Here is a 23,119-nt window from a genome sequence, read left to right on the forward strand (position 1 = left end):
GGGCCTGGACTGGTTCCTGGTGTGGGCGACCACCGACGAACCGGAGCCGAGGGTGGGCACCTTCCTGGTGCCGGGCGACTCACCCGGCATCGGGATCACCGGCCGCTGGGACCAGCTGGGCCTGCGGGCGAGCGGCAGCCACGACGTGACGTTCCGGGCCGTCGAGGTGCCGTACGAGCACGTCATCGGCCTCGGCCCGCACGGTCCCGCCGCCGAGCAGGACAACCGGGCGGGCGCCGCCCTGCACCTTCCCCTCGCCGCCCTGTACCTGGGCGTGGCGCGGTCGGCGCAGGCCTTCTTCCACACGTTCGCGCACACGCGCGTGCCCGCCAACCTCGGCCACCCGGTGGCCCGCACGGAACGCTTCCGCAGGACGGCCGGCGAGATCGAGGTCCTCCTGGCGGCCGCCGAACAGCTGGTGTTCGACGGGGCCGCCCGGGTCGACGCGGCCGACACCTCGTACACCCCCGAACAGGCCCTCGGCGCGCGCGTGCTGGCCGACCGGCACGCGGTACGAGCCGTCGAACTGGCCGTACGCCTGCTCGGCAACCCCGGGCTGGCCCGCGGCAATCCCCTGGAGCGGCACTTCCGCGACATCCAGTGCGCGCCGGTGCACGCACCCCAGGAGGACATCACCCTGCTCACGATCGGAACGAAGGCCCTGCACCCGTGACCGTCACCGACACCACCACCGCGCCCGCCCGGCTGCTCGGCCTGCTCGCCCGGGACCTGCCGCCGGACCGGCTGGCCACCGACCCCCGCACGCTGGCAGCGCACGCCACCGACCGCTCCGGCACCCGCCCGGAGGGGCTGCCCCTGGCCGTCGTACACGCCCGGCGCACCGAGGACGTGACGGTCACCCTGCGGCACGCGCACGCGCTGCGGGTGCCGGTGGTCCCCCGGGGCGCGGGCACCGGCCTGTCGGGCGGGGCGGCGGCCGGTGAGGGCTCCCTGGTCCTGGACCTGTCCGGGATGAACCGGATCCTCGAACTGGCCCCGGAGGACCAGCTCGCGGTCGTCGAACCGGGCGTGATCACGGCGCACCTGGACCGCGCGGCGGCCGCCCACGGGCTGCGCCACGCGCCCGACCCGGCGAGCGCGGCCCTGTCCACGATCGGCGGGAACATCGCCACCAACGCGGGCGGCCTGCGCTGCGCCAAGTACGGCGTGACCAGGGACAGCGTGCTGGGCCTGGAGGCGGTCCTCGCGGACGGCACGGTGATCGCCACCGGCCGCCGCACCGTCAAGGGCGTCACCGGCTACGACCTGACCGCGCTGCTGACCGGCTCGGAGGGCACCCTCGCGGTGATCACCGGGGCGACCCTGCGACTACGGCCGCTGCCCGCCGCGACGGCGACCCTGGCCGCGTACTTCGCCACCTTCGAGGCGGCGGCCCGGGCGTCGTACGCGATCGCGCGCGCCGGGGTCGTCCCGGCCCTCGCGGAACTGCTCGACGGACCGGTCCTGGAGGCCGTCGACCCGGCCCTGCGCGAGCACGGCGCCGCCCTCCTGATCGTGCAGTGCGACGGCGCCGGGGCGGCCGCCGAGGCGCAGGCGGTGGCGGACGTCCTCGCCCCCCTGGCCACGAGCGTGCGGACGACCGCCGACCCGGCCGAGGCGGAAGCCCTCCTGTCCGCCCGCCGCCAGGCACTCCCCGCGCTGGAACGCCTCGGCCGCCCCCTCATCGAGGACATCGCCGTACCCCGCTCCCGGCTCGCCGAGGCCGCCGCGGAGATCCGCGCGATCTCGGCCCGCCACCGGACACCGGTCTTCACCATCGCCCACGCGGCCGACGGCAACCTGCACCCGATCATCGTGGTCGACCCGGCCCTGGACCGACTGCCGGACGCGGCCTGGGAGACGGCGGGCGAGATCTTCGCCCTGGCCCTGCGCCTGGGCGGCACCCTCACCGGCGAACACGGCGTCGGCGTCCTCAAACGGCAGTGGGTCGCCGACGAACTCGGCCCGGCCGCCCACGCGTTGCAACGCCGACTGAAGGAGGCCTTCGACCCGCACGGGATCCTCAACCCGGGCAAGGCCCTGTGAGCCCCTCCGCGGTGATCAGTCCTGGTCCGGAGGGTGTCCGTCCGGTTGAGCCGTGTGTGGCGGTACGCGGCACACGGACGGCCTCACGGCCGCCCCGGGGTCACGGGCGGCCGTCTCCGGCCTGTTCAGGGCGGTCTCCGCGTCAGCAGGAGGCGGTGGATGCCCGCACGTCGTCGAGCGCCTGCCGCGCGATCTTGCCGAAGTCGTCGCCGGCGGTCGTCCGGCTCCAGCGTTCGTAGGCGATCGCCGAGGCGAGCCCGCCGAGTTCCGCGGCCACGCGGGCGGTCAGGTCGGGAACGCCGCGCTCTTTGAGCGCACGGGTCATCGATGCGAGGAGGCCGAGATTCTTGAGTGCTTCGCGTTCTCGCAGTTCGGGGTGGGCGGCGATCACCGCCTGCCTGCGGGCGATGCGTTCCCGGCGGGCGGCCGTGAAGATCTCCTGGCCGGCCGCGTCCAGCGCATGTGCCACCGCTTCGAGCGGGGTGGCCGTGGCCGGCGCCGCGACGATCGCTCCGGCGAGCAGTTCGTCCACGGCGCCGCCGCCGAAGAGTACTTCCCGCTTGTCCTGGAAGTGCCGGAAGAAGGTGCTCTTCCCCAGCCCCGCGCGCTGCGCGATGTCGATCACGGTCGTGTTCTCGTAGCCGCGCTCGGCGAACAGGTCGAGGGCGGCGTGAGCGAGCCGTTCTGCTGCGTTCGGTTCCCAGCGGGCCATGGACGCAGTCTACGGGACTTGGTTCCGTCACTGGTGCTATCGTGATGGGACCAAGTCCCGTCAGTCGTTCCGTGAGGAGTCCGCCGGTGAGCCGAGCCGTGATCTACGAAACGTTCGGAGGCCCCGAAGTGCTGGAGCTGCGGGAGGTTCCGGAGCCGCATGCCGGCCCCGGCGAGGTCCGCGTCCGCGTGACGGCAGCCGGGCTCAACCCCATGGACTGGGGTATCGCCGCGCGGCCGGAGCTGGCGGCGCGGTTCGGCATCGACGTCCCGTCCGGCTTCGGGTACGACCTCGCCGGTGTCGTCGACGAGGTCGGCGACGGCGTCACGGGCTTCGCCGCGGGCGACCGCGTCCACGGCGGCGTGCTGGGCCGGGCCGTGGCCGATTTCGTCGTGGTCGCGATCCCCGCCGATTCGCTCTGGCATACGCCGGAGGGCATCAGCGACGAGGTGGCGAGCACGCTCGCGGTGGCCGGCGCCAGCGCCGTCGCCGCGCTGGCCGCGATCGGCCTGCGGTCCGGCGACACCGTCCTGGTCGGCGGCGCGGCCGGCGGCGTCGGTGTGTTCGCCGTGCAACTCGCCGGACTCGCCGGCGCCCGAGTGATCGGCACCGCATCGGAGGGCACCTTCGATTTCCTGCGGCGGCTGGGTGCCGAGCCGGTCGCCCACGGCCCCGGGCTGGCCGACCGGGTACGGGCACTGGCTCCCGACGGGGTGACGGCCGCGACCGACCTGTTCGGCACGGAGACGGCCGAAGCCGCGCTGGCGCTCGGTGTGGCGCGTGAGCGGATCTCGACGATCGCCGCAGGTCCCCGTCCTCCCGGCGGGGTGCGCGCGACCGGTGGCTTCGACGCGGCGCCCGGTGCCCTCCAGCAGGTCACCGACGCGATCCTGGCCGGCCGGCTCACCGTGCCCGTCGCCGCGCGCTTCCCGGTCGAGAAGATCCGCGACGCCGTGACGCTGCAGGCCGGACGGCACGTCCACGGCAAGATCGTGGTCACGCTGTGACCGCGCCGGAAACACCTCACACGGAAGTGATGAGGACGACGGCGATGAAGCGGATCCAGTACCACCGGTACGGCGGGCCGGAAGTCATGCGGCTCGAGGACTTCGACTCGGCACAGCCCGGCGCCGGGGAGGTCCTGGTCCGGGTGCGCGCGGCCGCGGCCAACCCGATGGACTTCGTGATCCGCGCCGGCCGCATGAAGTTCGTGACCGGTCGGCGTTTCCCGCGCGCGATGGGCTATGACTTCGCGAGTGCCGATCGCCCGCACCGTCCCGCTCTCGCAAGCCATCCCGGCGCTCACCGAACTCGAGCAGGGCGGCGCGGCCAAGCGAGGCAAGCTGTCATCACACCAGGATGATCCGGCCTGACGAACCCGGCCGTGCGGACCGGGACCAGCAGCCGCGCGGAGCGGGACGAGCAGCCGCGCCGACCGGGACGAGCACCTGAGCGGCCCGTCGGCCGGATTGCGCCGCGTGCGGGACAGCACGACGGTTCGCGGGCCCCGGCGCCGCAGTCCGGCTCGCTCGGTGACATGGGCGCGGACGTGATCAGGGCCGAACCGCCCGGCGGCGACACGGCCCGGCAGACAGCTCAGCCCCTCTCGCCGGGACGCGACAAGCGCCGTGCGGCGCCGTGCAGCGCCGCGCCCGGCGGCGGAACGGACGAGTCGCGGGCGTTCACACCCGCTCCGGCGCCCCCACGGCCGCGCGGATCTCCGGTGACTCCAGCCGCTGCGCGGCCCGCTCGGCGGTCGCGCGGGCCCAGCGGCCGTTCGTGACGGCGCCGAGGAGCAGGACCGCGAGGCCGCAGCCGGCGAGGATCCACCAGCCGGGGCGGGCGGCGGACACGAACTCGTCGGCGTACGACGACGAGCCGATCCCGGAGGCCAGCACCGCGCCGATCACCGCGACGCCCAGGGTCTGGCCCAGTTGGCGGCTGGTGGAGGCGACCGCGGCCGCCACGCCCGCCTGGGTCCTCGGCATGCCGGAGACCGCCGTGTTGGTGATCGGGGCGTTCACGAAGCCGAAGCCGATGCCGAACAGGACGTAGCCGAGGAAGAGGGTGGTGTCCGAGGTCTCCGCCTCGAACGCGGCGAACAGGACCGCGCTGGCGGTCATCGCGACGCCGGCGATCACCAGTGGCAGGCGCGGTCCCCGGCTGCCGACCAGGCGGCCCGCCAGCGGGGCGCACAGGAACATCGGGACCGCCATCGGCAGCATCCACAGACCCGCGTGCAGGGCGTCGAGGCCGCGCACGTTCTGCAGGTAGAGCGTGGACAGGAACAGGAAGCCGCCGAGCGAGGCGAACGCGCTGATCGCGGTCACGGTCGCGCCGCTGAACGGCGCCGAGCGGAAGAAGCGCAGGTCGATCAGGGGTTCGTCGCGCCTCGGCTCGTACCAGAGGAGGCCGGCCAGGGCGGCGACGGCCACCGCGGCGAACGGCAGGACCGTGCCCGCGCCCGCCGTCGGCGCCTCGATGATCGCGTACGTCAGCGAGCCGAACAGGGCGATCACCAGGACCTGACCGACCGGGTCGGGGCGGCGGGCCTTCGGCGCCCGGGACTCCGGCACGAAGCGCAGCGTCAGCAGTACGGCGGCGAGGCCCACCGGGATGTTGACCCAGAAGATCGCCCGCCAGCCCACCGACTCCACCAGCAGGCCGCCGACCAGCGGGCCGGCGGCCATGGATATGCCGACCACCGCACCCCACACCCCGATCGCCCGGGCCCGCTCGCGCGGGTCGGTGAAGGTGTTGGTGATGATCGACATGGCGACGGGGTTGAGCATCGAGCCGCCCACCGCCTGGACCATGCGGAACGCGATCAGCGAGTCGAGGTTCGGCGCCAGCGAGCAGAGCAGCGAGCCGATCGAGAAGACGACCAGGCCCGTCATGAAGACCTTCTTGCGGCCGACCCGGTCGCCCGTCGACCCCGCGAGCATCAGCAGCGAGGCCAGGACCAGCGTGTACGCGTCGATCGTCCACTGCAGACCCGCCGTCGAGGCGTGCAGCTCGCGCTGCATGGACGGCAGTCCGACATTGAGGGCAGTGGTGTCGAGGCTCACGATCAGCAGGCTCATGCAGCAGATCGCGAGGACGAGCATGCGTCGGCGGGGGCTCAGCTCGGGCATGCGCCACATCGTACGCCCATTTCGATAGTGCGTCTAACTAATGAGTGCTACATGATCATAACGGACGGTGCGGGAGGGGCGGTTGTCCACAGGTGCGACGAGCGCCGGACGAGCACCGCGCGGTGTACGGGACAATGGGGGAATGCCCGAGCCCACGTCGCCCCTCCAGATCGGCCCGCACACCGTCCGGCCGCCGGTCGTCCTCGCCCCCATGGCGGGGATCACCAACGCGCCCTTCCGGACCCTGTGCAGGGAGTTCTCGGGCGGCAAGGGCCTGTTCGTGAGCGAGATGATCACGACCCGGGCGCTGGTCGAGCGCAACGAGAAGACCATGCAGCTGATCCGCTTCGACGAGACCGAGAAGCCCCGGTCCATCCAGCTGTACGGCGTCGACCCGGCCACCGTCGGCAAGGCCGTCCGCATGATCGCGGAGGAGGACCTCGCCGACCACATCGACCTGAACTTCGGCTGCCCGGTCCCGAAGGTCACCAGGAAGGGCGGCGGATCGGCCCTCCCGTACAAGCGGAACCTGCTGCGCGCCATCCTCCGCGAGGCCGTCTCCGGCGCCGGCGACCTCCCGGTCACCATGAAGATGCGCAAGGGCATCGACGACGACCACATCACCTACCTCGACGCCGGCCGGATCGCCGTCGAGGAGGGCGTGACCTCGATCGCCCTGCACGGCCGCACCGCCGCCCAGCACTACGGCGGCACCGCCGACTGGGCGGCCATCGCCCGCCTGAAGGAGCACGTCCCCGAGATCCCCGTCCTCGGCAACGGCGACATCTGGTCGGCGGAGGACGCGCTGCGGATGGTCCGGGAGACGGGCTGCGACGGAGTCGTGGTCGGCCGCGGCTGCCTGGGCCGGCCGTGGCTCTTCGCCGACCTGGTCGCCGCCTTCGAGGGCCGGGAGCAGGAGATCCTGAAGCCCTCTCTCCGGCAGGTCGCCGACATCATGGTCCGGCACGCCGGCCTGCTCGGCGAGTGGCTCGGCGACGAGTCCAAGGGCGTGGTCGACTTCCGCAAGCACGTCGCCTGGTACCTCAAGGGTTTCGCGGTCGGCAGCGAGATGCGGGGGCGCCTCGCCATCACGTCGTCCCTGGCGGAACTCCGCGCCGGCCTGGACGAACTGGACCTCGACCAGCCCTGGCCCACCGGCGCCGACGGGCCCCGCGGCCGCACGTCCGGCAACAACCGGGTGGTGCTGCCGGACGGCTGGCTGAAGGACCCCTACGACTGCGCGGGCATCGGCGAGGACGCGGAACTGGACACTTCAGGGGGCTGAGCGCCGCGCCCCTTCAGGGGCGCGGGGCCGTATCCGATATGCGGCTGCCGCCGCGTGGGCGCGATCAGCCACGACGGCGCCGCAGTCGGCACACGGCATATCGCGGCACTCCCAGCGGAACGCTCAGTTCGTCTTCGGGTGCGGAGTCGACCCGTACGCCGTCAGGAACTTGTCGCGGAACGCGCTCATCTTCCACACCGGGGCGTCGTGCGCCGGGCGCAGACCGTCGGTCCAGTTCCAGGAGTCGATCGCGTCAAGGACCTTCGGGTCCTTGGCGACGATGGAGATCGGCACGTCACGGCTGGCGTGGTTGCCGCTGACCCGGGCGATCGGCTGGTGGTCGCCGAGGAAGACCAGGACCGTGTTGTCGTTGCCGTAGCGCTCCAGCCACTCGGTGAGCGCGGTCACCGAGTACTGGACCGACTTGCCGTACTCCTGGCGGGACTTGGTGGTGTCGGCGATGACGTCGGACGCCTTGTTGCCGGCCTTCTGGATGGCGTCGAAGATCGAGCCGTCGCCCAGCTGGTCCCACGGCACCATCTTCGGGATCGGCGCCCACGGCTGGTGGCTGGAGGTCAGGATCACGAACGACATCCGGGACTTGCCGTCGGCCGGCTTCTTGCTGTGCACCCGGTCCTGGAACTGCTGCAGCGCGTACTGGTCGGGCATCGTCGACCAGCTGAACTTCGGTCCCTTGTAACCGAGCTGGAAGGCGTTGTAGACCTTGTCGAGGCCGTAGTAGCTCTGCTCCGGCCAGCCCTTCTGGATACCCGGCATCACACCGACCGTGTCGAAGGCACCGGTCTTCTGGAACGCCTTGGTGATGCTGAGGTGGTCGCTGGCCATGACGGTCCGGTAGCGCTGCTGGTTGCTGACCCACAGCCCCGACATGGTCGTGGAGTGCCCGAGCCAGCTGCTGCCGCCGTAGGTCGCCGACGTCAGCCAGCCGCTCTTCGCGTGGAAGCCGGCCTTCGCGAGGGCCTGGGTCCGGACCGCGAGGGTGCTGTCGACGCCGGGTGCCTCGATCGGGTCCTCGATGGCGCTGCGGCCGTAGCTCTCGATGAACGTGAAGACCACGTCCTTGCCGCGCAGGCTGGTCAGCAGCTGGTCGGGCGGGGTGTTCCCGAAGGCGTCCACCTTGGCGACCTTCTGGAACTCCGCCTCGTCGTGCAGGGTGTCCTTCACCTGACGGGCCTTGATCTCCAGCGTGGTCGCGGTGCTGTCGGCGGCGAGCGGCACGCCGCCGGCGAGCTGGACGCCGAAGGAGGAGCAGGTGATCCAGACGACACCGGCGATCAGCGTGCCGCGGGTGGCCCGCCCGGGATGCCGGGCCAGCAGATTGCTCAGCCGGATCGTCGCCAGCGCCAGCAGCACGAACAGCAGCAGCACGAGGACGACGGCACCGACGCTGACGGCGAGGGTGGCCGTCCGGCCCAGCGTGTCCTCCAGATACGACTCCGCGTCGCCGAGCAGGCTCCAGTCCAGGATGGCGTTGAAGCTCCGGCCCAGGTACTGCTTGAACCCCATGTCGAGGGCGTTGACCAGGGTCAGCGCGCCGAGCACGACGCCGAACACCGCGGCCAGCACGATCCGGGGCCGCCGGGGCAGCGCCAGCGCGACGGCCGCCGCGATGATCCCCTCGGACGGCAGCCGCACGAACTTCGCGGGCCCCAGCTCGACGACGGTGTTCGGCATCACCAGCGCCGCGATCACGAGCACCGCGCAGAGCACGGTGACACCGATCGACAGCACGGAGGCAGTGGTGGGATGCGCGTCCCGCCAAGCCGCCCGCCGCTCCCGAACCCGCCCACTCCAGGCGGCCCAACCCCGCCGACGGGGGCGGGGGGCGCCTTCCGGGGCGGGGGAGGGCTCGGGGGCGCTGTCGGCAGCGGGGTCGCCTTCGGCGGCGGCTTCGGGCGCGGGGCCGGAGGCAGCTGCGGCTGCGGCTTGGAGCTCGGGCGCGGGATCGGCCTCGGCGGTGGCTTCGGTCCCGGACTCGGTCCCGGACTCGGAATCGGTTTCGGCGGCGGTTTCGCTCGCGTCGGCGGCTTCGGTCTCGGTGGCGGCTTCGGTCTCGGTCTCGGTGGCGGCCTCGGACGCGGGGCCGGGTTCGTCCTCGTCGGCGGCTATGTGCTCGGCTTCGGTCCCGGGGTCGGCCATGGGCTCGGCCTCTGCCTCGGCGGCGGGCTCGGGAGTTCTGGGCGCCTCGGGCGCCTCGGAAGGTCCGTCCTCCCGCTCGGACGTCAGGACCTCGGACTCCTCCGGCGGGGTTTCGCGTTCGGACGGCCCGGACGGCGTGTCCGATGGCTGGCGAATGCTCGTGTGCTGAGACAACCCGGAGGTCCTTCCGTGCGAGACCCGTGAGACGGAGGGCGGGTCGGCGCTCGGAGGCCGAACCCACCACAATTCCGTACGGCTCTCTTCAGGCCCGTGCTCAGACCATTCGGCAAACACCGGGCAAACACAACGCCCGGTCAGAGGCGCGGCCGTTTCAGCACGCGGCTGCGGGAAGCGCCCCCGAAGGGGCGCGGGGCTGTGTCAATTTGCGGCTCCGCCGCGTGGGCGCGACCAGCCCCCACCGGCCCGCACCCGAAACGCGACCCCCTACGCACCCCCCACCGCAGTGAGCAGCGCCAACGGAGCCGCCGCCGACCGAGACTCCCGTACACACGCATGCGGATACGGCACCGGCTCCGGATGCGAGTCCCTCCCGTACCCGGCCAGCACCTCCGGCAACCGGTGCCCGCCCGCCGTCGCCGCGTCGACCAGCCCGTGTGCCACGGCCCGTGCCTCGTCGTGCAGCCCGTACCGGGCCAGCCCCAGCGCGATCAGCGCGTTGTCGTGCGGCCACACCGACCCGCGGTGGTACGACAGCGGGTGGTACGCCGCCTGCCCCGCGGCCAGCGTCCGCACCCCCCACCCCGAGAAGAAGTCCGGCTCCAGCAACCGCCGCCCGACCACCTCCCCGTACTCCTTGTCCAGCAGCCCGGACCACAGCAGGTGCCCGGCGTCCGAGGCGAGCGCGTCGACCTGCCGGCCCTCCCCGTCAAGCGCCAGCGCCGGGAAGGACGCCTCCCGCATCCAGAAGTCCTGCTGGAACCGGTCCCGCAGATCACCGGCGGCCTGCTCCAGCAGCGCCGCGTACGTCTCGTCGGCCCACACCGTCCGCGCCACCCACGCCGTCCGGCGCAGCGCGTCGTACGCGTACCCCTGTGCCCCCGCGGCCATCACGGTCCCCAACGGCCGGCTGCCGTCGGCGGAGCAGATCGCGCCGGGGGAGTCCTTCCAGTTCTGGTTGGCGAGGCCGCCCTTGTCCGCGCGGTACACCAGATAGCCGCGCGAGGTCAGACCGCCGTGGTCGAGCATCCACCCGACGGCCGCGCGCGCGTTGCGCTCCAGCCGCCGGGCCAACGCCGCGTCGCCGGTCTGCTCGACGTACGCGCCCAGCAGGATCAGGAACAGCGGGGTCGCGTCGACCGACCCGTAGTAACGCCCGTACGGCACCTGCCCGAAGTGGGCCAGTTCGCCGTGGCGCACCTCGTGGACGATCTTCCCCGGCTGGGCCACGGAGTGCGCGCCGGTCTCGGTGGCCTGGGTGGCGGCGAGGGCGGGCAGGGTGGCGGCGGCCAGGTGCGGGCGGTAGGGCAGCGCGAAGAGGGAGGTGAGGAGGGCGTCGCGGCCGAGCAGGGTGAGGAACCAAGGGGCCCCGGCCGCCGGGACCTTGAGCTCCTCGCCGTCCGGGCCGGTGGCCGGCACCTGGAGGGTGGCGAGGTCGGAGAGACCGCGGGCGCAGGCCGCCGCCAGCTCAGGCCAGCCCGTCGGGAAGGCCACGCCCTCCACGAACTCGCCTTCCAGGGACAGGAGTTGCGCGTTCAGCGCGGCCGGGTCGCGGGGCACCCGCAGGGCCCGCCGGTCGCCGTGCGGGCGTGCCATCACCCGTACCAGCAGCTCGCTGGTGCCGTGCGGTTCCAGCTCCAGCGTCCACACCATCCGCCGGGCGCCGGTCCCGGTCTCCTCCACGCCGTCCGGGGCCGGCTCCGCGGTGATCGTCGTACAGGACTGCCACTCGCCCCGGCGGTAGCCGAACTCCAGCCCGTCGTCGAGGACATGGCGGGAGCGGACGGCACCGGCCTTGGTGTAGGTGCGGTGGTCGGCGCGGAGCTCGAACTGGTCGGTGAAGTCGGCGTCGGCGGTGATCGCGAGCCGGATCGTGGTCGGCACCGGGCGGTTGCTGGTGACCCGCAGGGACTCGACGAACGAGCCGTCGCCGACGGCCTGTTCACGGAAGAGCGTGTGTGCGGGCGGTTCCTGGCGGCCGCCGCGCGGGACCAGGACGCAGCGCGTGCCGTCTCCGTCGCCGACCGGGGTGAGCACCTCGGGCAGCGCCCCGTCGACCGTCAGCTGCCAGCGGCTGAGGTGCCGCGCGTCCCGCACGAATAACCCGTCCGGGGAACCGCCGCCCCGCACGCCGCTGATGTCGCCGCGGTCGTCCACGGCGGCGAACGTCGCGCCGCGTACGAGCAGATGATGCCGGTCCGTCATCACCGGTCCCCTCCTTCGTCCCTCAGGTCGAACGGGAGGTGTCCCCTGAAGACACCTCGTTTTGTCAGCTCTTGTCCAGATTTTGACGTTCGCTGTGTGGCTCTTCGCGCAGTGCGGCGTGCGACGCGGTATGCGACGCGGCCTGCCGCTGGTGGTGCAGGTCCAGCGCGAGCGCCGCCGTCCAGCCGAACCCGGTCGCCCCGCACGCCGCCCCGGTGAACGGGTCGACGTACTCGGCGAAGTCGCTCCCGTCGGCCGTCCGTACGACCGCCTCGGCGAGCGCGTCCGCCCGCTCCCGCTCGCCGTGCTCGCGCAGCCCCCGCTCCAGCAGCCAGCCGGTGTTGAACCAGGCGGGCCCGCGCCAGTAGCGGTGCGGGTCGAAGGCCTCGCCGAGCAGGTCGTAACTGGGCACCAGGCGGGTGCCGGTGCCGAAGTGCGGGCCGTCCAGGGTGCGGACGAGCGCGGCGGCGATCTCCCGCGGCAGCTCGGGCAGGAGCAGCGGGACCAGCCCGGACACCCCGCGCTCGGTGATCAGCGCGCCACCCGCGCCGCCCGTGCCTGCCTGGTCGGCCTCGCGGTTCTCGCCGCCCCGCAGGTCCCGGCAGAGGAAGATCTCCCGCTCCGGGTCCCACAGCCGGTCCACCAGCGCAGCCGTGAGCCGCTCCGCCCGCGCGTGCCGGGCCGTGCCCGCCGCACCCAGCTCTCCCGCGATCCGGGCGAGGGCGTGCTCGGAGGCGATCAGCAGCGCGTTGAACGCGGGGTCCTCGACGGCGAAGTCCCTGATCCGGTCCGTGTATCCGGCGTCCCGGTAGTCGGCCGCCAGCCGCACGTACCGCCCGTAGTCCAGGTCCGTCGGCCGGTCCTCGGCGGCGCCGTGGTCCAGGTCGGCCCGGCGGAACGAGCGCGCCGGGGCCGGGACGACCCGGGCCAGGGGGGCGTCCCAGCAGGGGCTGTTGTCCATGCCCTGCTCCCAGGGGTGGACGACGGACGCCAGCCCGCCGCCGCCCAGGTCGCGCCGGTGCAGCAGATAGCGGTGCCAGGCGGCGAGCCGCGGGTAGACACCGGCCAGGAAGCCGCGTGCACGCGACAGGCCCGGGTCGGCGAGGTGCACCAGCCAGGCCGCCAGCGCGTGCACCGGTGGCTGCACGATCCCGGAGGTCTGTACGGTGCGCGGGGCGCCCGCAGCGCGCCCCGCGGTCGAGGAGCGCCAGAAGTCGGGGCTCGGGAAGTACGCGTCGAGGGGCACGGAGGGGTTGAACACGATGTGCGGGATGCGCCCGTCGCCCCACTGGGCGGCCAGCAGTGTCTCCAGCTCCGTCTGCGCCCGCAGTGGCGAGAGGTGCCTGAGGCCGATTGCGATGAACGCCGAGTCCCACGACCACTGGTGCGGATACAGGCTCCGGGAGGGCACGGTGGAGCTGCCGGTCCAGTTGTCTTCGAGCACCTGTGCGGCCCTGACGTGCAGGGACCGTCTTCCGGCGGTGCCCGGGGCGGTGCCGGTGGCGGTGCCCGCGGCGCGTGCGGACGGCGGATCGTATGCAATACCGCGATCGAGCGCATGGGTGGTGAGCTGGGCAGTGCGATCCACTCGGGACTCCCCGAAGACGTCCGGCCGGCCGGGTTTGGCAGTGGCTACCGTAGGGTTACGTCTATTTAACACGCAAAACTCAATATGTAATGCAAGCTTGAGAAACACAAGGGGGTGCGCATGACCGGACGTCCGGGGAGGACCGGCAAGGGCGGCGGACAGGCGAGCGCCGGCGATCTGCTCGAACTGGTGCGCAACGGGCGGGCCGTGACGCGCGGAGCACTCCAGCAGGCCACCGGACTCTCCCGCGCGACCGTCGGCCACCGCCTGGACCGCCTGTTCCGCGCGGGCTGGCTGCGCGAGGGCGCCGGCGGCCCGGTCGACTCCCCGCTGGGCGGACGCCCCTCCATCACCCTCGAGTTCGACGACTCCCACGCGGTCGTCCTCGCCGCCGACCTGGAGACCCGCCACGCCCGCGCCGCCGTGCTCTCGCTCACCGGCGAGCTCCTCGCCGAGCACTCGGGCACCCTGGTCATCCAGGACGGCCCGGACGCCGTGCTCGGCGAACTCGGCCGCTGGTTCGCCGAGTTGCTGGAGAAGGCGGGCCACCCCGCGACGGAGGTGTGCGGGATCGGCCTCGCCGTGCCGGGCCCGGTCGACACGGACACCGGCCGGGTGGTCCAGCCGCCGATGATGCCCGGCTGGGACGGCTACGACATACGGGGACGGCTGGCCAGGGCGTTCACGGAGCACACGGGCGCACCGGCCGTCCCGGTCCTGGTGGACAACGACGCGAACCTGATGGCGTACGGGGAGCAGTGCACGGGATACCCGGACTGCTCGGCGTTCGTCCTGGTGAAGGTCTCGACGGGTATCGGCGCCGGGGTCGTGGTGGACGGCTCCATCTACCGGGGCATCGACGGCGGCGCCGGGGACATCGGCCACATCCGGGTGGGCGCGGAGGCGCGGTGCCGGTGCGGGTCGTACGGCTGCCTCGCCGCCGTCGCGAGCGGCGGCGCCGTGGCCCGGCGGCTGGCGGAGGCGGGGATCCCGGCCTCCTCCGGCTCGGACGTGCGGGACCTGCTCGCCTCGGGCCACCCGGAGGCGGCCGCCCTGGCGCGGGAGGCCGGCCGCATGGTCGGCGACGTGCTGGCGACGGTCGTGACCCTGCTCAACCCGGGCGTCCTGATGATCGCGGGCGACCTGGCGGGCACCCCGTTCCTCACCGGCGTACGCGAACTGCTCTACCAGCGGGCGCTGCCCCGCTCCACCGCTCATCTGGACGTCGTGACGTCTCGGCAGGGGGAGCGGGCCGGGCTGATCGGGGCCGGCGCGCTGGTCGTGGAGTACCTGTACGCGCCGGAGCGGGCCGAGGAGCGGTTGCTGGCGCTGGGCGTGTGACCGGCCCTGGGCGTGTGACCGGCACGTTTCCGGCGGGTTCTGGTGTCCGCGACCGCGTCCGCATGGTGAACTCCGGCGGTCTGTGGCAGCGTGATTCTCGCCACCCTTGATAAGGGTTGCGCTCAGATGAGCGGATCATGGGCGACTGCACTTCTCCAAGGGGTGGCACTGGGTGCCACCCCTTGATCGTTCATCGATCGAAATCAGACGTGCAGGATGTCCGCTCACCTGAGCGGAAAGGTGTGGTGCTGAGCGGTCTTGCGTTCAAGAAGTGAAAACATCGGCCGGGCTTCGCTTGCCAAGCTTTGACTTTCGATCCGGTGGCGGACGACTGGTTACGGGCGCATGACACGCAAGTAGACGTACCCAGGCGCCTTCGATCTGGGTATGTTCCTGGCCGTCAGGGCAGCCACCGAGTCCTCGAGGGAGTCGAGACCCGTGTCGGAAAACAAAGATCCCCATGGTGTGAAGTTCGTTTACGACTTCACCGAGGGAAACAAGGACCTCAAGGACCTCCTGGGTGGCAAGGGCGCGAACCTCGCCGAGATGACCAACCTGGGGCTCCCCGTTCCCCCGGGCTTCACCATCACGACCGAGGCCTGCAAGGTCTACCTCGCCAGCGGCGAGGAGCCGGTGGCACTGCGTGACGAGGTGAGTGCGCACCTCGACGCGCTGGAGCAGCGGATGGGCAAGAAGCTCGGCCAGGCCGACAACCCCCTCCTGGTCTCGGTCCGCTCCGGCGCCAAGTTCTCCATGCCCGGCATGATGGACACGGTCCTGAACATCGGCCTCTCCGACAAGTCGGTGCAGGGCCTCGCCAAGCAGGCCGGCGACGACCGCTTCGCGTGGGACTCCTACCGCCGCCTCATCCAGATGTTCGGCAAGACGGTCCTCGGCGTCGACGGCGAGCTCTTCGAGGAGGCCCTGGACGACGCGAAGGAGGCCAAGAAGGTCACCGTCGACACCGACCTGGAGGCCGCCGACCTCAAGAAGCTCGTCACCAGGTTCAAGAAGATCGTCAAGACCGAGGCCGGCCGGGACTTCCCGCAGGACCCGCGCGAGCAGATGGACCTCGCGATCCGCGCGGTCTTCGACTCCTGGAACACCGACCGCGCCAAGCTCTACCGCCGCCAGGAGCGCATCCCCGGCGACCTCGGCACGGCCGTCAACGTCTGCTCGATGGTCTTCGGCAACCTCGGCCCCACAGCTACATCGATCGGGGGCGGCACCGGCGTCGCCTTCACCCGCGACCCCGCCTCCGGCCACCAGGGCGTCTACGGCGACTACCTTCAGAACGCCCAGGGCGAGGACGTGGTCGCGGGCATCCGCAACACGGTCCCGCTGGCTGAGCTGGAGAACATCGACAAGAAGTCGTACGACCAGCTGATGCAGATCATGGAGACGCTGGAGAACCACTACAAGGACCTCTGCGACATCGAGTTCACGATCGAGCGCGGTCAGCTGTGGATGCTCCAGACGCGTGTCGGCAAGCGCACGGCGGGTGCGGCCTTCCGGATCGCGACCCAGCTGGTCGACCAGGGCCTGATCGACGAGACCGAGGCCCTCCAGCGCGTCACCGGCGCCCAGCTCGCCCAGCTGATGTTCCCCCGCTTCGACGAGCAGGCGAAGACCCAGCAGGTCGGCCGCGGCATCGCCGCCTCGCCCGGTGCCGCGGTGGGCAAGGCGGTCTTCGACTCCTACACCGCCGTCAAGTGGTCCCGCTCGGGCGAGAAGGTCATCCTGGTCCGCCGCGAGACCAACCCCGACGACCTGGACGGCATGATCGCGGCGGAGGGCATCCTCACCTCCCGCGGCGGCAAGACCTCCCACGCGGCCGTCGTCGCCCGCGGTATGGGCAAGACGTGCGTGTGCGGCGCGGAGGAGCTCGAGGTCGACACGAAGCGCCGCCGGATGACGGTCCCCGGCGGTCACGTCGTCGAGGAGGGCGACGTCATCTCCATCGACGGCTCGTCGGGCAAGGTCTACCTGGGCGAGGTGCCGGTGGTTCCCTCCCCGGTCGTCGAGTACTTCGAGGGCCGCATGCACGCGGGCGCCCAGGACGCCGACGAACTCGTCGAGGCGGTCCACCGCATCATGGCCTTCGCCGACCGCAAGCGCCGCCTGCGCGTGCGCGCCAACGCGGACAACGCCGAGGACGCGTTGCGCGCCCGCCGCTTCGGCGCCCAGGGCATCGGCCTGTGCCGCACCGAGCACATGTTCCTCGGCGACCGCCGCGAACTGGTGGAACGCCTGATCCTGGCGGACACGGAGGAGGACCGCGAGGAGTCCCTGAAGGCCCTCCTCCCCCTCCAGAAGAAGGACTTCGTCGAACTCTTCTCGGCGATGGACGGCCTCCCGGTGACGGTCCGTCTCCTCGACCCCCCGCTGCACGAGTTCCTCCCGGACATCACGGAACTCTCGGTCCGCGTGGCCCTCGCCGAGTCCCGCCAGGAACCCCACGAGAACGAACTCCGCCTCCTCCAGGCGGTCCACCGCCTGCACGAGCAGAACCCGATGCTGGGCCTGCGCGGCGTACGCCTGGGCCTGGTCATCCCCGGCCTGTTCACCATGCAGGTCCGCGCGATCGCCGAGGCGGCCGCGGAACGCAAGAACGCCAAGGGCGACCCGCGCGCGGAGATCATGATCCCCCTGGTCGGCACGGTCCAGGAGCTGGAGATCGTCCGCGAGGAGGCCGACCAGGTCATCGCGGAGGTGGAGGCGGCGACGGGCACCAGCCTCAAGCTCTCCATCGGCACGATGATCGAACTCCCGCGGGCGGCCCTGACGGCCGGCCAGATCGCCGAGGCGGCGGAGTTCTTCTCCTTCGGCACGAACGACCTGACCCAGACGGTCTGGGGCTTCAGCCGCGACGACGTCGAGGCCTCCTTCTTCACCGCCTACCTGGAGAGGGGCATCTTCGGCGTCTCCCCCTTCGAGACGATCGACCGCGACGGCGTCGGCTCCCTGGTCGCGGCAGCGGCGAAGGCCGGCCGCGCCACCCGCCCCGACCTGAAACTGGGCGTCTGCGGCGAGCACGGCGGCGACCCGGAGTCGGTCCACTTCTTCCACGAGGTAGGCCTGGACTACGTCTCCTGCAGCCCGTTCCGCATCCCGGTGGCCCGCCTGGAGGCGGGCCGCGCGGCGACGCAGTCGACGGGCAGCGACCACCGCTGAGGCCGGCGCAGGCCTCCTGCGAACCCCGGGTCCGCCGTCCGTCCCCGACCCTCAAGACCGATGGACGGCGGCCCCGGCACGCAAGAAGAGGGGCGGCACCCTGTGCGGGGGTGCCGCCCCTTCGTGCTTGGTCTGCGGGGGCTGTCACTGGGTGTCCGCCCCTGTCGCGCGGGCGTTGTCACTCGGTTGGACACTCACCCAGGAAAACGACTTCGTCCGCGTCCTGCCGGCCGAACGGGCGGCGCCCCCACTGGTCCTGCGGGGCCTCCCAGGGTGATCGGCTGCGGGCCGCAGTGATGAAGGGCACCCGTGGGGCGCTGGACCTGGCGGAGGCTGCCCTGGAGACACATGACGACCAAGGCGAGCCGATCACCGATCGGCTGCTGTGGACCAAGGTCAGCGCTTGGCGCTCGGCGAGTCGGTGAACGGGCCGGGTGGCTACTTCGGCGGGTGCCCGGCCGCCCTCGACGACTGTCTGGGCGGCACCTTCGGCTACACCGCTCCCGCGACCCTGCTCTGGCGGAACGCCGTGACCGCACGCGAGTACCTGTCCCAGGCCATCACACCGGACGGCCGGTTCTACGACCTGTTCGCCGAGGTCCTGGGTGTTCTGGCCGAAGGCGGCATGCACGTCACCCTGGCGTGAGGCGTTGCTGATCACGCGGCGCACTTCAACGGAGAGCGGCCACGGCTCCGTGCCGCCCGGAGGGCAGAAGGTCGATGGCGAGGTGGAAGCACACCTCGGCGCTCAGTGCGAACAGGGCCATCAGCAGTGAGTGGAGGGTCTTGCCGTCGGCGAGAAAGCTCCCACCGAACACAGCGGCACCGATGACCAGGAGTGCCCCGAGCACGGTCCAGAACGCGACCGCGCGCTGCCGGAGCAGCACGGCGCGCGCTGCCGCGACGATCGACAGCAGGACGAGCGTGAGGCCGAGCGCGACGTGCACGGCGAGCGCGAGGGTGCCGTGCCCGACCGCCCAGGTGAGGCTCTCGTAGGCCCTGATGCGATGGGCCCCCGCCGGAGAGCCCCGATGGTGAGCCGGATAGAGGCCGTAGAGATTGACGACCAGGCCGACCGCCGCCTGCACGAGCACCAGAAAGCCGGTGGCGAGCAGGAGACGGCGGACGGCACTGGGAGCGGCCATGAGAAGACCATACACAGAGTAACCGTCGCATGCGGAAAGTGACGATATCGGTTGGATGCGGTGCCTGCCGGGACGCCGGCCTGGACGTTCGACCGCGCGGCCACCCGGCTCAGACCGCAGAGCCGTCCGAACGTGTCTCTCGAAGCCTGTCGTAGCCCACGAAGTCGAAGACGTGGCCGTCCGGTCGAAGGGGAACCGGTCGGCCGCCGAAGCGATGGACTCCCACAGCCTGGACATGTTCCCGGCCGGTGACCCACTCCCGTTCGAAACCCCGTTCCTCGAACCACTCGCAGATCGACGGTACACGGTCGGGGGCCTTGCGGTGCCTGGTCCAGATGACCCGCCCGCCGGTCCTGCACAGCTGCCTGCACGCGTCGATCGTCCGCTCGATGTCCGCGTCCACGATGTTGCCGAACACCCCGCACACCAGCACGACATCCGCCGGCGTCATCCCGTCGTACTGACCGAGCGACGCGGCGTCGGCGGCGACGACCTCGACCCGGTGCAGCCCGGCCGACCGGGCGGCGTCGGCGGCCACGGCGACGTTGTGGGGATCCAGCTCCACCAGGCGGGCACGCACGTCGTGACGGCGCGGATGGCCGGGCAGGACGCCGAGCAGGTCGCGTCCTTGGCCGGCGCAGAGACTCACCACCGACACGGGACCGGGCGGGCAGTCGTCGAGCGCCAGCCGGATGCGCTCCTGGACCCTCCGCAGCCTGAGCGCGAGCGGCGACTCGGGCGCGTCGTAACTGTCGTGCCACTTCTGCCAGTCCATGCCCGGGACCTTACGAGAGCCGGAGCGACCGCTCCAGCGGATATCCATGGACGAGGGCGGGGGCAGCCTCGCGCTCGGCCCGTCAGAGCAGGCCGAGGTCGCCGAGTTCCTTGTACAGGTCGGCGCGCGCGGAGTCGGAAGTGGGGCCGGAACCGGGGCCGGGCTGTGGGGTGTTGCCGCCGGGCGGGGTTCGGGGGGTGAGGGCGGTGGTGGCGGTGGTGGCCGGACGCGGGGCGCGGCGGTCGCGGAAGAGCCAGGCTCCGGCCAGGCCCCCGAGCAGCCCGCCGAGGTGGCCGAGCCAGCTCACGCCCGGTGTGCCGGGGACGGCCACGGTGAGGAGGTAGGCGAAGGACGCGCCCATGACGATCCCGACCAGCGTGTCGATCAGGTGCCGGTCGAAGAGTCCCCGTACGACGACGTAACCGAAGTATCCGAAGATCAGGCCGCTGGCGCCGACCGTCGCGACGTTGCCGTGCTCGAAGAACCAGACCACCAGGCCGCTGCTCAGCGCGATCAGCAGGGTCAGTCCGAGGAAGCGCAGCACCCCTCGGTAGGCCGCGAGGAACCCGAAGACGAACAGGGGGCCGGAGTTGCTCTCGATGTGCGCCCAGCTCCAGTGCAGCAGCGGCGCGACCAGGATGTCGGGCAGGGTGCCGACGTCGCCGGAGACCAGCGCGTAGTCCCGTGCGAGGGCGTAGTGGTCGGCCCAGTTGGCCAGTTGCACGAGCCAGACGACCGCGAGCAGGCCGAACATCACGAAGAACGCCTTCCGCGCCTCCGCGATCATCTGCTCGGGACTCATCGGTGCCGATCCGGATCCCGATCCCGATCCCGATCCCGATCCCGATCCGGTCCGGTTCTTCTTCGGCGCATCCATGGCCATGGCAGGCTCCCCCTCGAATGGATGTCGCGTCCCCACCTCGGCGCACTCTACGGCAGCCCGGTGACAGGAGCCGGGGCGCCGTCATGAGGTCACAGGGCCGGTTCCGCCCACAGGTCCGCCGGTACGACGCCGACGGAGCGGCCGTGCGCGTCGAGCAGGCGGCCGAGGAGTTTGTCCTGGCGCAGGGTGACGACCCGGTCCGCGATGTCGAGGGTCGGGTGGGTCGTCGCCAGGTGGGTCTCCAGGCGCAGGATGTCGCTGACCGAGTGCAGGGTGGCCTGGAGGATGAGGTTCTGGGGGCCGCTGATGGCGGCGCAGTTGCGGGTCTCGGGGAGGCGGATGAGGGACTGGCCGATCTCGGGGAGGTCGGCGGGCGGCACCCTGGCCCAGAAGGTGACGGCGACCGGCCAGCCGCCGAGGGGTCGGGCGAAGTCGCAGCGGAAGCGGAGCAGGCCGTGGCGGGTGAGGGCCTCGACGCGGCGTTTGGCGGTGGACAGGCTGACGCCGAGGTCCCGTGCCAGGGCCTGGTAGGTCGCGCGGCCGTCGTGGGCGAGGCGGACGGCGAGGGCGCGGTCGACGGAGGCGAGCGGCCGGTGGGCGGCGGCGGTGGCGGTGGCCGGGGTGGCCGTGGTGGTGGCCGTCGGGGTCGTGGTGGCCCGGGTGGACGAGAGCGGGGCCGTCAGCCGGGCGCGCTGGGCCGGGGCCAGGGCGGCGATGCGCCAGTGGCCGCCCTCGGTGAACATGTGGGTGACGATCCGGGACCGTACGGCGGTGATGCCCGGCAGGTGGGGGAGCAGGTCGAGGGTGTAGCGGGACAGGGCCGGCAGGTCGCGGGTGGCGACGGTGGCGAGGATGTCGTGGCCCGAGGCCGTCCGCTCGATCGTCACCATGTGGGGATGGGCGCCCAGGGCCCCGGCGACCCGGGCCGTCGTTCCCGGAGCGCAGTCGATCACGACGTACGCCACGCAGATCTGCTCCAGCAGCCGCGGGCCGGGGGAGAAGCTGACCCAGGCCGTGCCCTGCGCGGTGAGGCGCTGGAAGCGGCGGGCCACCGTCACCGGGTCCACGCTCAGGGCGCGGCCGAGCTCGGTCCAGGAGGCTCGCGGGCTCAGCTGCAGCGCGTTGACCAGCGCCAGCTCGTCCTCGCTCAGCAGGCCCGGCACGATGGCGGCAGCATCCTGCGTCCGCCCGCCCTCAGAGCCGGAATCCTGCGTTTCGAAGCCGTCGTGCGTCACTCTCCCATTGTGTACTTCTGTGTACTTCGAGGGGCCCGCATCCCGCGGGCGCAGTCGTGAGGAAGGGCCGCATCATGGCGTTCGCCGACTACCAGAACGAGATCTACCTCGACGGGCTGCGCGGGGTGGTGCCGCGGTTCCCGATGTCGTACGACGATCTGGAGCCGCTCGCCCAGGCCGCGCTGCCCGCCTCGGTGCGCTCGTACGTCGCGGGCGGTGCCGGCGACGAGCGGACGCAGCGGGCCAACGTCGCCGCGTTCGAGCGCTGGGGGCTGGTGCCGCGGATGCTGGTGGGGGCCACGGAACGGGACCTGTCCGTCGACCTGTTCGGGATGCGGCTGCCCTCGCCGCTGTTCATGGCCCCGGTCGGGGTGATCGGGCTGTGCGCGCAGGACGGCCACGGTGACCTCGCCGTCGCCCGCGCCGCCGCCCGTACCGGCGTACCGATGATCGCCTCCACCCTGACCGTGGACCCGCTGGAGCAGGTGGCCGGCGAGTTCGGCGACACCCCCGGCTTCTTCCAGCTCTACACGCCCACCGACCGCGAACTGGCCGAGAGCCTGGTGCACCGGGCCGAGAAGGCCGGGTTCAAGGGGATCGTGGTCACCCTGGACACCTGGATCACCGGCTGGCGGCCGCGCGACCTGAGCGTCAGCAACTTCCCGCAGCTGCGCGGGAACTGCCTGGCCAACTACACCAGCGACCCGGTCTTCCGGGCCCGTCTCGGCAAGAACCCGGAGGACGACCCGCAGGCCGCCGTCGCGCTCTGGGCGGGGATCTTCGGCAACCCGCTCACCTGGAACGACCTGCCCTGGCTGCGGTCGATCACCGATCTGCCGCTGATCCTCAAGGGCGTCTGCCACCCCGAGGACGTACGCCGCGCCAAGGACGCCGGGGTGGACGGCATCTACTGCTCCAACCACGGCGGCCGCCAGGCCAACGGCGGCCTGCCCGCCCTCGACGCGCTGCCGGAGGTGGTCGAGGCCGCCGACGGCCTGCCCGTCCTGTTCGACTCCGGGGTCCGGACGGGAGCGGACATCATCAAGGCGGTCGCACTGGGCGCCACCGCCGTGGGCGTCGGCCGTCCCTACGCCTACGGCCTCGCCCACGGCGGTGAGCCCGGCCTCGTCCACATCCTGCGGGCGCTGCTCGCCGAGGCCGACCTGATCATGGCCGTCGACGGCTACCCGACCCTCGCCGACCTCACCCCGGAGGCGCTCCGACGGGTCCTGTGACCGGCACGGACGTGCGGTCCTGCG

The 23,119-nt window shown here is 72.2% G+C and carries 17 protein-coding genes and 1 pseudogene; 9 read left to right on the forward strand and 9 right to left on the reverse strand.

Going from position 1 to position 23,119, the window contains the following annotated elements; translation table 11 throughout:
* Together ACFWPQ_RS22530 and ACFWPQ_RS22535 are read left to right on the forward strand one after the other, a co-directional pair.
* Positions 1-673: acyl-CoA dehydrogenase family protein (locus ACFWPQ_RS22530; protein WP_384037455.1), on the forward strand; the 673-nt coding region annotated here is incomplete at its 5' end.
* Positions 670-2,046, forward strand: coding sequence for an FAD-binding oxidoreductase (locus ACFWPQ_RS22535; RefSeq protein ID WP_384037458.1), 1,377 nt, complete (start codon positions 670-672; stop codon positions 2,044-2,046). The genes ACFWPQ_RS22530 and ACFWPQ_RS22535, both read left to right, overlap by 4 nt.
* A gap of 142 nt (positions 2,047-2,188) precedes the next feature.
* Here ACFWPQ_RS22535 and ACFWPQ_RS22540 read toward each other — a convergent pair whose 3' ends face one another.
* Positions 2,189-2,758, reverse strand: coding sequence for a TetR/AcrR family transcriptional regulator (locus ACFWPQ_RS22540; protein ID WP_384037461.1), 570 nt, complete (start codon positions 2,756-2,758; stop codon positions 2,189-2,191).
* An 86-nt stretch (positions 2,759-2,844) separates the two neighbouring features.
* Here ACFWPQ_RS22540 and ACFWPQ_RS22545 point away from each other — a divergent pair, with 86 nt between their 5' ends.
* Positions 2,845-3,765: an NADP-dependent oxidoreductase gene (locus ACFWPQ_RS22545; protein WP_384037463.1), complete on the forward strand. Its 921-nt coding sequence runs from the start codon at positions 2,845-2,847 to the stop codon at positions 3,763-3,765.
* A 44-nt stretch (positions 3,766-3,809) separates the two neighbouring features.
* Positions 3,810-4,121, forward strand: coding sequence for an alcohol dehydrogenase catalytic domain-containing protein (locus tag ACFWPQ_RS22550; RefSeq protein ID WP_384037465.1), 312 nt, complete (start codon positions 3,810-3,812; stop codon positions 4,119-4,121).
* A gap of 319 nt (positions 4,122-4,440) precedes the next feature.
* On the opposite strand, the gene ACFWPQ_RS22555 is transcribed toward ACFWPQ_RS22550, so the two are convergent.
* Positions 4,441-5,892, reverse strand: a complete 1,452-nt coding sequence (locus ACFWPQ_RS22555; RefSeq protein ID WP_384037468.1) for an MFS transporter — start codon at positions 5,890-5,892, stop codon at positions 4,441-4,443.
* A 142-nt stretch (positions 5,893-6,034) separates the two neighbouring features.
* On the opposite strand from ACFWPQ_RS22555, the gene dusB reads away from it, so the two are divergent.
* Positions 6,035-7,177 (forward strand): tRNA dihydrouridine synthase DusB, encoded by a 1,143-nt coding sequence (gene dusB / locus ACFWPQ_RS22560; RefSeq protein ID WP_384037471.1) that lies wholly within the window; start codon positions 6,035-6,037, stop codon positions 7,175-7,177.
* Positions 7,178-7,300: 123 nt separating this feature from the next.
* Here dusB and ACFWPQ_RS22565 read toward each other — a convergent pair whose 3' ends face one another.
* The 3 genes from ACFWPQ_RS22565 to ACFWPQ_RS22575 form a co-directional block, all read right to left on the reverse strand.
* Entirely contained in the window at positions 7,301-9,337 is a 2,037-nt protein-coding gene (locus tag ACFWPQ_RS22565; RefSeq protein ID WP_384037957.1) for a sulfatase-like hydrolase/transferase, read from the reverse strand.
* A 444-nt stretch (positions 9,338-9,781) separates the two neighbouring features.
* Positions 9,782-11,719, reverse strand: coding sequence for a glycogen debranching N-terminal domain-containing protein (locus tag ACFWPQ_RS22570; protein ID WP_384037474.1), 1,938 nt, complete (start codon positions 11,717-11,719; stop codon positions 9,782-9,784).
* A gap of 64 nt (positions 11,720-11,783) precedes the next feature.
* Positions 11,784-13,307, reverse strand: coding sequence for a hypothetical protein (locus ACFWPQ_RS22575; protein WP_384037477.1), 1,524 nt, complete (start codon positions 13,305-13,307; stop codon positions 11,784-11,786).
* 120 nt (positions 13,308-13,427) lie between these two features.
* Here ACFWPQ_RS22575 and ACFWPQ_RS22580 point away from each other — a divergent pair, with 120 nt between their 5' ends.
* The 3 genes and pseudogenes from ACFWPQ_RS22580 to ACFWPQ_RS22590 all read left to right on the forward strand — a co-directional run.
* Entirely contained in the window at positions 13,428-14,648 is a 1,221-nt protein-coding gene (locus tag ACFWPQ_RS22580; RefSeq protein ID WP_384037480.1) for an ROK family protein, read from the forward strand.
* A gap of 438 nt (positions 14,649-15,086) precedes the next feature.
* Entirely contained in the window at positions 15,087-17,822 is a 2,736-nt protein-coding gene (gene ppdK, locus ACFWPQ_RS22585) for a pyruvate, phosphate dikinase (RefSeq protein WP_384037483.1), read from the forward strand.
* 208 nt (positions 17,823-18,030) lie between these two features.
* Positions 18,031-18,468, forward strand: a pseudogene (locus ACFWPQ_RS22590) (hypothetical protein); the annotation flags it as partial.
* Between the two features lie 25 nt (positions 18,469-18,493).
* On the opposite strand, the gene ACFWPQ_RS22595 reads toward ACFWPQ_RS22590, so the two are convergent.
* The 4 genes from ACFWPQ_RS22595 to ACFWPQ_RS22610 form a co-directional block, all read right to left on the reverse strand.
* Positions 18,494-18,967 (reverse strand): hypothetical protein, encoded by a 474-nt coding sequence (locus ACFWPQ_RS22595; protein ID WP_384037487.1) that lies wholly within the window; start codon positions 18,965-18,967, stop codon positions 18,494-18,496.
* A 109-nt stretch (positions 18,968-19,076) separates the two neighbouring features.
* Entirely contained in the window at positions 19,077-19,742 is a 666-nt protein-coding gene (locus ACFWPQ_RS22600; RefSeq protein WP_384037490.1) for a class I SAM-dependent methyltransferase, read from the reverse strand.
* Positions 19,743-19,824: 82 nt separating this feature from the next.
* Positions 19,825-20,544: a rhomboid family intramembrane serine protease gene (locus ACFWPQ_RS22605; protein WP_384037493.1), complete on the reverse strand. Its 720-nt coding sequence runs from the start codon at positions 20,542-20,544 to the stop codon at positions 19,825-19,827.
* A 170-nt stretch (positions 20,545-20,714) separates the two neighbouring features.
* Positions 20,715-21,860 carry an Lrp/AsnC family transcriptional regulator gene (locus ACFWPQ_RS22610; protein WP_384037495.1) on the reverse strand — a complete coding sequence of 382 codons (1,146 nt, stop codon included), beginning with the start codon at positions 21,858-21,860 and terminating at the stop codon, positions 20,715-20,717.
* Positions 21,861-21,934: 74 nt separating this feature from the next.
* Between ACFWPQ_RS22610 and ACFWPQ_RS22615 the strand changes: the two genes are divergently transcribed.
* Positions 21,935-23,095 carry a lactate 2-monooxygenase gene (locus ACFWPQ_RS22615; RefSeq protein ID WP_384037498.1) on the forward strand — a complete coding sequence of 387 codons (1,161 nt, stop codon included), beginning with the start codon at positions 21,935-21,937 and terminating at the stop codon, positions 23,093-23,095.
* Positions 23,096-23,119: the final 24 nt, after the last annotated feature.

The organism is Streptomyces sp. NPDC058464, from assembly GCF_042721035.1.
GTDB lineage: Bacteria > Actinomycetota > Actinomycetes > Streptomycetales > Streptomycetaceae > Streptomyces.

Coding starts and splice junctions, on each gene's coding strand:
- ACFWPQ_RS22565 (WP_384037957.1), bottom strand. CDS start 9,337: ATGGCCGACCCCGGGACCGAAGCCGAGCACATAGCCGCCGACGAGGAC.
- ACFWPQ_RS22540 (WP_384037461.1), bottom strand. CDS start 2,758: ATGGCCCGCTGGGAACCGAACGCAGCAGAACGGCTCGCTCACGCCGCC.
- ACFWPQ_RS22600 (WP_384037490.1), bottom strand. CDS start 19,742: ATGGACTGGCAGAAGTGGCACGACAGTTACGACGCGCCCGAGTCGCCG.
- ACFWPQ_RS22570 (WP_384037474.1), bottom strand. CDS start 11,719: ATGACGGACCGGCATCATCTGCTCGTACGCGGCGCGACGTTCGCCGCC.
- dusB (WP_384037471.1), top strand. CDS start 6,035: ATGCCCGAGCCCACGTCGCCCCTCCAGATCGGCCCGCACACCGTCCGG.
- ACFWPQ_RS22555 (WP_384037468.1), bottom strand. CDS start 5,892: ATGCCCGAGCTGAGCCCCCGCCGACGCATGCTCGTCCTCGCGATCTGC.
- ACFWPQ_RS22605 (WP_384037493.1), bottom strand. CDS start 20,544: ATGAGTCCCGAGCAGATGATCGCGGAGGCGCGGAAGGCGTTCTTCGTG.
- ACFWPQ_RS22615 (WP_384037498.1), top strand. CDS start 21,935: ATGGCGTTCGCCGACTACCAGAACGAGATCTACCTCGACGGGCTGCGC.
- ACFWPQ_RS22580 (WP_384037480.1), top strand. CDS start 13,428: ATGACCGGACGTCCGGGGAGGACCGGCAAGGGCGGCGGACAGGCGAGC.
- ACFWPQ_RS22595 (WP_384037487.1), bottom strand. CDS start 18,967: ATGGCCGCTCCCAGTGCCGTCCGCCGTCTCCTGCTCGCCACCGGCTTT.
- ACFWPQ_RS22550 (WP_384037465.1), top strand. CDS start 3,810: ATGAAGCGGATCCAGTACCACCGGTACGGCGGGCCGGAAGTCATGCGG.